The sequence below is a fragment of the Novipirellula aureliae genome, from assembly GCF_007860185.1.
GTDB lineage: Bacteria > Planctomycetota > Planctomycetia > Pirellulales > Pirellulaceae > Novipirellula_A > Novipirellula_A aureliae.
This window is the reverse complement of record NZ_SJPY01000007.1, coordinates 99,816-114,483: the sequence shown is the minus strand read 5'-3', so window position 1 is coordinate 114,483 and position 14,668 is coordinate 99,816. Positions and strand designations below refer to the sequence as shown.

Annotated in this window: 3 protein-coding genes; all 3 read left to right on the top strand. The window is 53.6% G+C overall.

Annotation, left to right across the window (positions count from 1 at the left end):
* The first annotated feature begins 68 nt into the window (after positions 1-68).
* The 3 genes from Q31b_RS20505 (at position 69) to Q31b_RS20495 (ending at position 14,658) form a co-directional block, all read left to right on the top strand.
* Positions 69-695, top strand: coding sequence for a DNA-3-methyladenine glycosylase I (locus Q31b_RS20505; RefSeq protein WP_146601538.1), 627 nt, complete (start codon positions 69-71; stop codon positions 693-695).
* A gap of 267 nt (positions 696-962) precedes the next feature.
* Positions 963-13,838 carry a fibronectin type III domain-containing protein gene (locus Q31b_RS20500; protein ID WP_146601537.1) on the top strand — a complete coding sequence of 4,292 codons (12,876 nt, stop codon included), beginning with the start codon at positions 963-965 and terminating at the stop codon, positions 13,836-13,838.
* A complete protein-coding gene (locus Q31b_RS20495; RefSeq protein ID WP_197171948.1) occupies positions 13,831-14,658 on the top strand; it encodes a hypothetical protein in 828 nt (275 codons plus the stop codon). Before Q31b_RS20500 ends, Q31b_RS20495 begins: the two co-directional genes overlap by 8 nt.
* Positions 14,659-14,668: the final 10 nt, after the last annotated feature.

Sequence of the window (14,668 nt, the reverse complement as noted above, 5' to 3'; positions counted from 1 at the left end):
ACGAATGCCAGTGAAGCCGTCATCGGCAAGCGAAACCGATAGCCGTAAACCAAAAATTCCAATCCAATATGAATTCCATTGAATTGCCCTCGATCATCCAAGGCGATGACGCGACCAAACGATGCTGGTGGTGCGGCGACGATCCCTTGTACATCGAATATCACGATACCGAATGGGGATTTCCCGTCTCGGACGACCAACGATTGTTTGAAAAGATTTGTCTCGAGGGATTTCAAGCCGGTTTAAGCTGGATCACGATTCTTAAAAAACGCGAAGCGTTTCGCGAGGCGTTTTGTGATTTTGAATTTGACCGCGTTGCCAAATTCAAACGTACAGACGTAACACGTCTGCTCGGAAACCAAGCCATCGTTCGACACCGAGGCAAAATCGAATCGGTAATCCGTAACGCTCGGATCGCCCAAGAGTTGACGGACGAATTCGGATCATTGGCGAGTTTTTTTTGGCGATATCAAACAAAGGAGAGGGTTGTCCGAAAATCTCGTAGTGAGATCGTCGCAATCTCTCCCGAATCAACCGCGATGAGCAACGATTTGAAAAAGCGAGGCTGGACCTTCGTCGGCCCCACGATCTGTTTCGCGTTCATGCAGGCCATGGGAATCGTAAACGATCACTTAAAAGATTGCCACTTGCACAAGAAAGTAGAGCAGGCTCAAAAGGAATTTCGGGTTCCCTGAAGCCTGTTTCGTTCTCTCTATCGGCTCTCTGCCCAAGGACGAGGCAAAAAAAAATCAGGCCATGAGTTGCTCCGGTGGTGACTAATTTGAAAAATTCTCGGGATTTTGCTTGCTTTTCCGAACTGTCAAGCGATATCCTACGATTCAACCCGTTTACAAGGTGACGCGGAGATCCCTTAGCGATACAGAACGATGCTTCGATTCGCCTTATAGTCATTTAGTGAGTTGCGCCATTGATTGACTACTGCCTAGGTTGAGGGTCGTGTCATGAAGCGTCAGCAAGGTTCTAGGATCGAAGAGCTCGTTTCCAGACGAGCGGATAAGAAGCGTTCCAACGATCGTGGGGGGAGGAATCGGCGGCGTCGGCTACGGGCACAATTGCTCGAACCGCGATACATGCTTGCTGGTGATGTGAGTATTTTGCCGCCTGTCGATGCAACACTGGTTGCCTCGGATACCACCGCGGTAACACTCGATTTGCCATCGGCCGACGCCGATTTTTTCCTTGCGAAACCACTTGCCAGCAACATGCTGACGGTTTTGCCGACGCAGACATCACCCATTGCTGCCGTGGAAGCAACCACCAGCGCGACGGAGTTTGCTCGAGACGGCCAATTCACCGTGACTCTTTCTGAACCGGTAACGACTCAAACGCGAATCGGTTATTCGGTAGCAGGCACGGCAATGAGCGGCACAGATTATGTCGCCCTCTCGGGGGAAGTCCTTTTTAACGCAGGTCAAAGCTCTGCGATCATTCCTGTTTCGATCATCGACGACAACGTTGTCGAAGCTGCCGAAACCGTCATTGTTACACTTGGCGGTTCGACCTCGGGTACTCCCGTTGTGGTTGACCCAGCACAAGCCAGTGCGACAGTTGTGACGATGGACAACGATTCGACCCGTATCGGCGTCGTCCCAGTGCGTTTAGCCAAGGAAGAAGGCGTTCAAAGCGGTGTGGTCGAACTACGGATGACCAACCCATCATCCGTCGATACCACCGTGGTCGTCAGTTATACAGGCACGCATAGTGAATTGGATCTCGTTTCACGACCCGCCACCGTCACGATCCCTGCTGGTCAGACGACACAGCAGGTGATGATGGCGCCCGTCGATGACACCATCGTCGAGGGTTCTGAAACGATCGGTATCGTTTTAAGGAGTATTCAATCAAGTATTGGGGATACAAAATTGATCATTCCGCTTTGGGGACGAAATGCCACAATTCCGATCCACGATAACGATTTTCATACATTGTCCGTCGCATCCGGGGCCAACGCTGCAGAAGAAGACACCGACGCCGGTTCCTTCACGTTGACTCTGTCTCAAAGTCTGCCAACCGATACCGTGGTCGCCTACACGATCAGCGGATCGGCCACTGCCGGGACCGATTTCACCGGCTCCCCCATGGGCTCGATCACGATCCCCGCCGGTCAAACCACTGCCAATATCACGATCGCGCCGATCGACGATGCTGAAGTCGAAGCCAATGAAACGATCACGCTAAACCTGACCTCGATCACCGCCGGTTCGTCGCTACTTCGGATCAACGATGCTGCAAACGCCGCGACCATTCAAATCGCCGACAATGATGCCTGGGTCGTGAGCGTTGAGGCAACCGATGCAATCGCGACCGAAATGGACCAGACGACCGGTACGTACACGTTCACTCGCTCTGGACAGAGTGACCTGTCGCACAACCTACAATTCTATGTTGCCCTGTCCGGCTCAGCGACCATTGGCAGGGACTACGCCAGCTTGACGAACAAGGTCTATGACGCTGAGAACGAACGGTACATCTATCCGATCTGGATTAGTCCCGGTCAGACTCAGACGAGTCTGACAATCACACCGGTCAACGATGCGATCCTCGAATCGGACGAGGAAGTTATCGTAGAGATCGTCCCGCTTGGGGGAACGACCTACACCATCGGTTCCCAGTCAAACGCGACGATTGAGATCATCGACAACGACGCCTGGGAGGTAAGCGTTGAGGCAACCGATGCGATCGCGACCGAAGCGGGGCCCACGACTGGAACTTTTACTTTCACCCGCTCTGGCCAAAGCGATCGGACTTATGCTCTCGACGTCTACTTTTCGATTGTTGGATCCGCAACGGAGGTTGAAGACTACGACCGCATCCCCATTCAACGTATCGGTGGCTCCACGTCAAATGAGTTCGTTCTGAGCATCCCAGCAGGTGAGTTCACTAGCGAGTTGACGCTAACTCCAGTGGATGACCGTCTGTACGAGCCTGATAAAACGATCGAAGTTGAGCTTCTGGAACAGGACACACGCTACTTAATCTCAGACGTCGATGCTCATGCCATCATCACTATCGTTGACAACGCCGCATGGCAGATTTTTCCGTCAGGACCGTTCGTAGTCGAAGCTACCGACGAGTCGATACGACTTCAGTGGCAAATCGTGGATGAACCCATTCCGTTGGTGCTGCAACGCCGTGATGCGGTTGGCCAGTGGTTGGACATCGCAACGTTCGAAGACGACACAAACACATTCACCGACACCGAGCTAGAGGAGGTACAGCCCTATTACTACCGACTGCTCGCAACGAACACCATCGGAGACCAAATTGCAAGTACATCGGTGAATCAGTGGACGCTCCCCAAGTCAGCCGATGGTTTGACCGCGACATTTGTAGGAGCGACGCAGATCGACTTGAGCTGGAATGATCGATCGACAAAAGAATCGAATTACACGGTTGAGCAGTCGTCTGACGGTGGTGAAAGCTGGACGCCGATCGCGTCGAACCTTGCTGCTGATACGGAAAGCTACTCGGCCACGGGTCCGTTCCAAGGGAACACGACTTACAGCTTCCGAGTCGGACCGTATGCGGTCGACAATTTGCCGAACTATTCTCCAGAAGTATCGGTGACAATCGCCGCTTGGCCCGAGGCTCCCAGTGAACTGAACGCCACGGCCATTTCCGATAATCAGATTGACTTGACTTGGATCGACAACGCCAACAACGAGACAGCCTTCAACATTGAGTGGAGTACGAACGGCAGCACGTGGGCACCGCTCACGACCGTCGACGCCAATGTGACGACGTATAGCGATGCAAGTCTTACGGAAGGCACCCTGCGACATTACCGTGTCCAGGCCACCAACACGTATGGCGATTCGGATCATACCAACAGCCGTTCCGCCACAACCCTGCCCATGGCCCCAACGAATTTGGCCTTGACGTCCATCAACGGCCTCGATGCCGTGCTGACTTGGCAAGACAATTCCGCCATCGAATCCAACTACTACGTCGAGACACTTGTCGACGGAAGTTGGGTGCCGCGTTCGTTTGCAGCCAACTCAACAACTTCTACGGTCCAACGCGAATTCGAGCCTTCCACCAACTACAGCTTCCGCGTTCGCGCCTATGCCGGTTGGCCGAACTATCTCTCTTCGGACTACTCGAATGTAGTCAACGTATCAACGGTCGCCTGGCCCCCGGCGCCCAGTGGCCTGACCGCCACGGCCATTTCCGATAATCAGATTGACTTGACTTGGATCGATAACTCGACCGACGAGACAACCTTCAACATTGAGTGGAGTACGAACGGCAGCACGTGGGCACCGCTCACGACCGTCGACGCCGATGTGACGACGTATAGCGATGCAAGTCTCACGGAAGGCACCCTGCGGCACTACCGTGTCCAGGCCACCAACACGTATGGCGATTCGGATTATACCAATATTAGTTCTGCCAGAACCCTGCCCATGGCCCCAACGAACTTGGCCTTGACGTCCATCAACGGCCTCGATGCCGTGCTGACTTGGCAAGACAATTCCGCCATCGAATCCAACTACTACGTCGAGACACTTGTCGACGGAAGTTGGATGCCGCGTTCGTTTGCAGCCAACTCAACAACTTCTACGGTCCAACGCGAATTCGAGCCTTCCACCAATTACAGCTTCCGCGTTCGCGTCTATGCCGGTTGGCCGAACTATCTTTACTCGAACGACTCGAATGTGGTCGATGTGACAACGGACGCTTGGCCCGAAGCGCCCAGTGGCCTGACCGCCACGGCCATTTCCGATACCCAGATTGATTTGACTTGGACCGATAACTCGACCGACGAAGCATCCTTCAACATTGAGTGGAGCGAGGACGGCAGCACGTGGGCACCGCTCACGACCGTCGACGCCGATGCGACGACGTATAGCGATGCAGGTCTCACGGAAGGCACCCGTCGCTACTACCGCGTCCAGGCCACCAATACGCTCGGCAATTCCTACTATTCGAGCGTTCGTTCTGCCAGAACCCTGCCCATGGCCCCAACGAACTTGGCCTTGACCTCCATCAACGGCCCTGAGGCCGTACTGACGTGGCAAGACAATTCCGCCATCGAATCCAACTACTACGTCGAGACACTGGTCGACGGAAGTTGGATTCCGCAGTCCTTCGCGGGTGATTCCACAACCGGTACGATCTATCGCGAATTCGAGCCGTCCACCAACTACAGCTTCCGCGTTCGCGCCTATGCCGGTTGGCCGAGCTATCTTTACTCGAACGACTCGAATGTGGTCGATGTGACAACGGACGCTTGGCCCGAAGCGCCCAGTGGACTGACCGCTACGGCCATTTCCGATACCCAGATTGACTTGACCTGGACCGATAACTCGACCGACGAAGCATCCTTCAACATCCAGTGGAGCACGGACGGCAGCACGTGGTCACCGCTCACGACCGTCGACGCCGATGTGACGACGTATAGAGATGCAAGTCTCACCGAAGGCACCCGTCGCTACTACCGCGTCCAGGCCACCAATACGTATGGCGATTCGCACTACTCGAGCGCTAGTTCCGCCAGAACCCTGCCCACGGCCCCAACGAACTTGGCCTTGACGTCCATCAACGGCCCCGAGGCCGTACTGACGTGGCAAGACAACTCCACCATCGAGTCCAACTACTACGTCGAGACACTTGTCGACGGGAGTTGGATACAGCAGTCCTTCGCGGGTGATTCCACAACCGGTACGATCGAGCGCGAGTTCGAACCGTCCACCAACTACAGCTTCCGCGTTCGCGCCTATGCCGGTTGGCCGAACTATCTCTCTTCGGACTACTCGAATGTAGTTGACGTATCAACGTCCGCTTGGCCCGAGACGCCCAGTGGATTGACCGCTACGGCCATTTCGGATACCCAGATTGACTTGACCTGGACCGATAACTCGATCGACGAAGCATCCTTCAACATCCAGTGGAGCACGGACGGCAGCACGTGGTCACCGCTCACGACCGTCGACGCCGATGTGACGACGTATAGAGATGCAAGTCTTACTGAAGGCACCCTGCGACATTACCGGGTCCAGGCCACCAATACGTATGGCGATTCGCACTACTCGAGCGCTAGTTCCGCCAGAACCCTGCCCACGGCCCCAACAAACTTGGTCTTGACGTCCATCAACGGCCCCGAGGCCGTACTGACGTGGCAAGACAACTCCACCTTCGAGTCCAACTACTACATCGAGACACTTGTCGACGGGAGTTGGATACAGCAGTCCTTCGCGGGTGATTCCACAACCGGTACGATCGAGCGCGAGTTCGAGTCGTCCACCGACTACAGCTTCCGCGTTCGCGCCTATGCCGGTTGGCCGAACTATCTCTCTTCGGACTACTCGAATGTAGTTGACGTATCAACGGCCGCTTGGCCCGAGGCGCCCAGTGGATTGACCGCGACGGCCATTTCCGATACCCAGATTGACTTGACCTGGACCGATAACTCGTCCGACGAAGCATCCTTCAACATCCAGTGGAGTACGAACGGCAGCACGTGGTCACCGCTCACGACCGTCGATGCCGATGTGACGACGTATAGCGATGCAAGTCTTACTGAAGGCACCCTGCGACATTACCGGGTCCAGGCCACCAATACGTATGGCGATTCGCACTACTCGAGCGCTAGTTCCGCCAGAACCCTGCCCACGGCCCCAACAAACTTGGTCTTGACGTCCATCAACGGCCCCGAGGCCGTACTGACGTGGCAAGACAATTCCGCCATCGAATCCAACTACTACGTCGAGACACTTGTCGACGGGAGTTGGATACAGCAGTCCTTCGCGGGTGATTCCACAACCGGTACGATCGAGCGCGAGTTCAAGCCGTCCACCGACTACAGCTTCCGCGTTCGCGCCTATGCCGGTTGGCCGAACTATCTCGGTTCGCTCTATTCGAGCGTGGTCAACGTGACGACCGCGTGGCCCGAGAAGCCCAGTGGACTGATCGCGACGGCTATTTCCGATAGGCAGGTCGACTTGTCTTGGACCGACAATGCCACCGACGAGACGGGCTTCAAGATCGAGTGGAGCCTTGATGGAAACACATGGATCGACCTAGCAACGGTCGGAGCCGACGTGGCTAGTTATCGTCACACACCGCTGATAGACAGCACGCTTCACTACTACCGCGTCCAGGCAACGAATGTCGAAGGGGATTCCAACTACACGAATGTCAGTAGCGCCAGGACACTCGTTGCGCCCCCGACCGACCTAATACTGACATCGATTACTCCCACCGAAGTCGTCCTCGAATGGCAAGCGAACTCGGTGGGCGAAGTCGAATCCCGAGTCGAACTTCTAGTCAACTCCGATTGGAAAACAATTGGCTCGGTGCCAGGAACGCTAACGACCGCCACGATTAGTCGGGCCTTTGCGGCCTCGACTCAATACAGCTTCCGCATTCGTACATACAGCCCCTCATTGGACGAGTACTCCAATCCATCCAACCAAATCGACGTGACCACTCCATCGCCGCCAAACGCCCCTGCCGAACTCATCGCCACGCCCGTTTCGGAGAGTCAGATTGAGCTGCACTGGATCGACAACGCCAACAACGAGACCGGATACATCATCCAGCGACGCGATGACACCGCGGGTTGGGCCACGGTTGCCGCACTCGACGCCGACCAGACAACCTATAGCGATAGTGGGCTGGCTGAAGCTTCGGTCTTTTATTATCGGGTGCAGGCCACGATTGATCGTTTTGTGTCGGCCCGCAGCAATCTGACCTATACGGAAACGCTGCCAGCCGCGCCCACGAGTTTCATGATTTCCTCGTTCGACGGAAACGGGGCTGATCTGAATTGGACCGACAACTCCTCCGCTGAGCTTGGCTTTTCCATTGAACAGCTGATCGATGGAAGTTGGCAGCAGATCCTGGCCACTGCCGCGGACGCGACGAGCGAGGCGATCGCCGGATTATTCGCTCCTTCGGTCGAATATCATTTTCGAACGCGCGCGTTTTCGACCGGGCACCTCCAGGGCTATCAATATTCCCTCCCTTCCAATACGGTCACGGTCTCGGCCTCCTCAGCCGATTGGCCTGAAACGCCCAGCGATCTCACGGTTACAGCGACGTCGGATACGCAGATTGACCTGACATGGATGGACAACGCAACAAATGAAACCAGTTATCGGGTGCAGTGGAGCGAGGATGGCAGCAACTGGTCGATGCTCATAGCACTTCCAGCTAACGCCACCAGCTACAGCGACACCAGCTTGGCTGAAGGCACGCTCCGGCACTACCGCGTGATGGCTGTTAACGCGGCAGGCGACTCGGGGGCCGCTGCCGGCAGTGACCAAACGTGGCCAGCCGCCCCTTCCGCACTCTCAGCAAATTCGGTAAGCGGTGACGGACTGACCCTGCAATGGCTGGACAACTCGGCGACCGAAACTGGCTATGTGATCGAGCAACTCGTCGATGCTGAGTGGTTGGAAATCGGCACGGTCGCTGCCAACACGACGAATATGGTGATCAGCGGCGCGTATGAACCTGCAGGCGTCTACTACTTCCGAGTCAAAGCCTATCATGAGACCGCTTCGTCTTTGCCGTCCAATGAATTGACGGTCGCGACCCCAGATTGGCCCGTTGGCCCCAGCGATTTTCTTGCCGTTGCCAGCTCCGAATCGCAAATCAATCTGGCGTGGACCGATAATGCAACTGACGAACTTAGCTACCAAGTCGAGCGAAGCTTAGACGGCACCAACTGGACGGTCCAGGCGACGCTCCCCGCCGATACAACGGCTTATAGCGATACGGGGTTGATGGAAAGCGTCTTCTACTTCTATCGCATCCATGCAACAAACGCTCTCGGCGACTCGGCCAAGATCCAGAGTGGTGCCGCTACGTTGCCCACGGCACCCAGCGGACTGGCTGCAACAGCCATAAGCGGTTCTCAGATCGATCTCGAGTGGCAAGACCATTCCACTGGCGAATCGGTCTACCACATCCAGCAATGGGTCAATGGATTTTGGCAGAACGTGCTGAATGTTGATGCCGACACAACAAGTCAATCGATCCACGGCACCTTCGAACCGTCCATCGGTTACTCATTCCGAGTGCGAGCCTGGAGTCCAGGAGGTTACTCGCTCGCGTCAAACGAGGTGTCGGTCACCACGCTTGGCTGGCCAGTGACTCCCACCGGCTTTACCGCCACGGTATCCTCGGCCACTCAAGTTGATCTGGCTTGGACCGCCGCCCCCACGGCCAATGACTACTTGATCGAGTGGCGGGGCGAGGGAGCCGACACCTGGGAACTCCTCGCCACCGTTCCCGCCACTCAAACAACTTACGAGGCAACGGGGCTAGCCGGTGGAGGAACGAGCTACCAGTTCCGCGTCGCTGCTGCCAACGCCGCCGGTACCTCTCCCTATTCCAGCACAACCTTTGTCCAGACGGAAAATACCGCGCCGACGATCGTCACTGCCCCATGGGCTGCGGCAAGCAACGTCACTGGCACAAGCACAACCCTGAGTGTCGTTGCTGATGACGATGGCGGCACAAGCGAACTTGTCTATTCCTGGTACGTCGTCTCGGCCCCGGCCGATGGTGGCGTCAGCTTCAGTATTAACGAATCGACCGCCGCCTCCGCCACGACCGTAACGTTCACCGGCAAAGGCGATTATTCCTTTGGCGTTCGAATCACCGATGCCAATGGTCTGAGTGTAACCAGCGAACCGAATCCATCCGCGCAGGTACTTGGCGACATGGCCGCGCCCGCGTCTGATCCCGACGGCGGCGTGCAGTTGACGGTCGCGCAAACCCTCACCGATTTTGTGATCATCCCTCGCAAGGCTGCTGTGATGATAGGCAAGACTCGCCAGTTCACCGCTACGGGGGTCGATCAGTTCAGCAACGTGTTAGACCCGCAACCCACGATCGAATGGGAGGTTTGGGGCAATACTTGCGGAGAAGTCTCATCCGATGGTTTATACTCCGCACCCAACGATGGCGGAGAAAGGACATGCAGAGTTGCCGTCACCTCTAGTGGCATCTATCGAAACGCATCGGTTGCAATTCTCAAACACAACACCGTTTATTCGGAACCGCTCTATTCCGGAACGAATACAGTTAAGGTCGATCCCGACCACAGCTGGAGGATCGAGCTTGTCGATTTGAGTCAGTATCAGAATATCTCACGACTGGAAGTCTCGACGCCGGACTCAGCAGGGCTTCATTATGACGATTTCGACTTCGACACAGCATCGGGCAACGTTGCTATCGATTTCGGGGATCTTGCCACCGGCGACGTCGTGACCAACCAGTACCCTGAGACCATCTTCAACGGAGGTAAGGTGTCAAATGACTGGAATTTCACTCATGTGTACATGCCGCCGGGCGGATGGTCGGGACTCTTTGCCGTCGATTTCGTCGAGACCGTGAACTACCTGCAGTTCACAACAGGCTGGGTCAATGAGCTTCCGCCCAACCAGTACGCCACTGCGAGGATATTTGCTGGCCCGACGCTGCTCGACTTAACAGTCTCTCGCCACGATGAGCCGCTGAGCAGCGTAACGACCGTGGATGCCGCCATTGAGGAACTTTACGCCATTGAGAATGCCGAGGGCATCGCCTATATCGACATGGAGGCCAGGTTTGACCCAATCACGTTCGGGGCCAACGGAACGGGCAAGAACTTCCGCATGAACGTCATGCGAAGCGACGGCCATCTCGTCTACGATGGCGACTGCATGAGCGACAACACGCTCTCGAAACTCGCCCTTCAAGTTCACGATAACGGTACGCCCGATGATCGAGAAGATGATTTTCGAGACTTCACCGTTACCGTATGGCACGACAAAGACGGTGATTCATATCTCGGTTCCGACGAGGACAGCAGGACAGTAAAAGTCCATTCGGTTTACATTGACTTGGATCTAATCGACCAAAGCGGTGCAGAAGTCCCTGACAAAGACGAACAAGACCCAGGCGGTATCGTCAACCTGAACCGAGACGATGATGATGCCGACGGCATTCTTGATTTCGAAGATCCAAATATCGCCGGAGGGGATGACGACTTTGTTCCACTCAAACTTCATGACTTGGTTCCATCGGGATTCGATCGATTCGCGGGCGGTATTCTATTAAGCTTCGACGCCACCAAGGTCCGAATTTGGAAGGATCGAAATAAAAACGAAGAGGTTGTCTCCAATGCGACCGAATTGGACGTAACGACGGAACATACGATCTATCTTGAAGGCATCGCTGCCAGCGATAGCTTCCTTGATGTCGAGATCAAAGCCAGTTACGTGCCACGCAATCTGCCATCCGGCATGACCCTGCAAGAATCCAAAGCCGAAGATACTGTAAGGGTCACCGTCGCTAGTGTTGACATCGAAATGGATGTCCTTGGTGAAATTTGGGAGGAAGATCCTGGTGCGATCATTTGGCGTAACAGCGATTTCTCCAAAAAAATTCCGCATCCCGATGACAACGGGGTTGAGCCCTCTGAGCCCGGATTGCGGCGTTATGCACCCGATTGGATGGCGTCGCAATTGGGACAAATCAACCTGCTCGATCCCGACTATTATGATGACCTTACGATTGGAGGTGTAAGACTTGAGCCTTGGATGATGGATCGCTACGAGGTGGAATTCGACTTCGATCCGAGTAAAATTCAGATATGGTCTGATGGTTTTTGGTCCGGCATGGAATCAGTGGGCCCCGACTCCGTTTGGAGCCGAATACTCCCTGGCGAAGAACATCGGCTAACCCCCTTTAGCGTCCAATACTCGCTGCCAATTTGGATCGAAGGAATCAACAACAGTTCCGGCTTTTCGATGGACAGCATCAAAGTGACCGCCGTACCAAGAACAGGAACTCCACCTGCAATTCTCCATGACGAAGCACACTACACCGTTGTTGAAACTGGAGCAGGCGTCGATGGCAATCGAGATGGTAAAATTGACACCGATAACAGCTACGACCGCCAGCTGACGTTCTGGTACAACAATGATCAGGAAGGTGTCTATGCTGAGCAAGATACCGACGTTGAACCCATTGCTCCTGACAATGCCGATACAATAATCAAGACAACTCGTGATCTTGAAGATTTTACGCCCTTCGACGTTTACATTTCGCCCCTTCTACGTCAACGGTCGAAGGCAGTCATGCCATCCTCGGATTTGATCGTGAAGTATGATGCATATTTATCAAATGCTGGAGTTACTTCACTAAATCTATTTCATCGAGCGAGCAATAGTCTGAATATGTTAGAGTTTCTTGAAAGCCGCCATTTTGCTGATCTGCAGGTTGAAGATTCAAACTGGAATTCGCGGGTTGCAGACATACGCTCCCTTCCCGTTTCCATACCGGTTGAAGATGATGGGACTAATCGCTTTTTGTTTGAAGCCCATGGAGTAGCTTTCGGAGATCAATCGACGACCAACACTCCCCAGCTAGTGTTTCGAACCACCGTGGTCTATCCCGATGGGCAAGAGATTACGCGTGAACAGATCATCGATTTAACACTACGCGATTTCCAAAGCTTTTACAGTACCTATTCGATTGATGCTGTCAGTGGTGCTACGGATCTACGCAAAAAAGTTGATATCCTGGAGTTCGCGGACGCGAACGCGGATTCGCTTTCGTCCGTTCGAGACCAACCGTTCCTGAATGGGAACGAATCCGTCGTGTTGGTTCACGGCTGGAATATGGATCCTGATGCGAAAATCTCCTTTGCTAACACCGCCTTTAAGCGGTTGTATTGGCAAGGATTCGATGGTCATGCGGTTTCATTTAGTTGGCCAAACTTTTATGATGGAGAGGGAAGTACTGAGGGTGTTCGAGATCTCACGTTCAACCCCAGCGAATTTCAAGCATGGCGTTCAGGCCGTGCGTTGCGAAACTTCATCGCTGACGAGTTAAGCGAGGGGGACACGCATTTGCTAGCGCATAGCCAAGGTAACGTCGTCGCTGCGGAAGCACTTCGTATACATGCCGTAGAATACGGAGGAGAACTGGTTACTAGTTACGTGGCAATGCAGGCCGCCGTTTCAGCGGGTATCTACGGTGAATCAAATACTGACGCACACTTATTAGCCTACAAAAACGACGACCTGTCGGTGGATGTAACACTGAACAACATTGCCAACCCATCCCATCAAGACTTGTATCGTTATTGGTCCGATGGTGAAGCGACTGACGACAACGCAGGTTCGTTCTACATGGCTGGTACTCACGCATCAGCCGGTAAATGGATCAATTTTTATAATCCCGATGACATAGCCACCAACCAGCTTTGGAGGCTAAACAATGTTTCAAAACAGTCGCTGGCGAAAGCAACGCCAGAGGTACCTCGTTTCGGAATTGACTCGTCTTCCTATAACGGGAAGCTCGAAGATTATGCAACAGCCATCAACTTTTTCGCAGACCCCTTCGTTGACAATACAGCGGGTTACTTATTGCCCCCTGACGATGTTTGGCGTTTTCGATACGTTGTCGAGCAGTCTCTGCTCCCAGATGGCAGCACCCGTAATCGATACTATCGCCTCATCCATACGGGCAATCCATTACTTCTTGGCGTGCCACGCGAAGAGTGGTACGAGTTGACCAACACCATGCATCCCCAAGACGATCCCACCGGAATAGGCCTGCATGCGTACGAACTAATGGCCTTCACCGCAATGGCCGATACATCAACCGTGGGGAATATATTCGTGGAATGGTTTGGTGCAGATAACGTGGACATTGTCCTCTCACGATGGGTCGATGAAGAAATCGTGACGCCAAATGACAGAACAACTCATTCCTATCAGTTTTACCATGACGTCGAAAGAACGAAAGAGTTCTATGAGGCGGTTCGGACAAAAACCGGCTTCAGTAGCACGCGAGTTGGCAATTATGAATAGATCCAACTTCATCCGGCGTCTGATTTCATTGTTTTTTGTTGCTGTGTTCATCGGAGGTTGTGGCAGTTCCACTAACGAACTAGTTAGATATGCGGACAAGAACAAGTCGCTCGAATTAGATTTGGCTAACGGAAGAATTACAGGCATTACTATTCGAAAAAATAAATCTTTGCACTATTCTTTAGACAGAATTAGTGCATTGGGCAAATGTCAGACGATCGACCTTGTAGGGCTTTCTCTCGATGCAGACGATTTCGAACCATTCAGCAAATTGCCAATATATAGTCTGCACATGACAGATTGCAGAATGACAAAAGATGCTAGGCTCCTGATCTCAAAAATGGAGAAGCTCACACGACTTGATATCCTAGTGCCGTTTGTTGGAGACCAAATATTTATAGATGCAATTAAAGAGGATCCAGATAGGATAGAAATGGAATTTAGCGACTCTGACCTCGAACAGCTTTCTCGTCTACACCGCTTGGAGCAGCTTAATTTAGGCAATCATCGCGGATTGACCGGCATTGGGTTTCGGGCATGGGACGCAAACTGCGCTTTGCGTAAAATTAATTTATATGGCTCGGGGATTACAGACGATGGAATCAAAGAAATCTCTCGCTTCTCAGAACTGCAAACGCTGACATTAAAGTACTCGCTTGTGACCTCAGATGGTCTACTAGTACTCGCAAGAATCAAGTCTCTATACGGCCCGAGTGTATGGGTTGAAGATATGGAAGACTTTGCAATTCGCTACAACGCAGCGTATAAGAAACACCATCCCGAACAATTGATCGTCCCATTTATATCGCATCTGAAGTGAGATTCTAGAA

What these genes read in the sequence shown, in the direction of transcription:
- Q31b_RS20495 (WP_197171948.1), top strand. Translation starts at nt 13,831, where the DNA reads ATGAATAGATCCAACTTCATCCGGCGTCTGATTTCATTGTTTTTTGTT.
- Q31b_RS20505 (WP_146601538.1), top strand. Translation starts at nt 69, where the DNA reads ATGAATTCCATTGAATTGCCCTCGATCATCCAAGGCGATGACGCGACC.
- Q31b_RS20500 (WP_146601537.1), top strand. Translation starts at nt 963, where the DNA reads ATGAAGCGTCAGCAAGGTTCTAGGATCGAAGAGCTCGTTTCCAGACGA.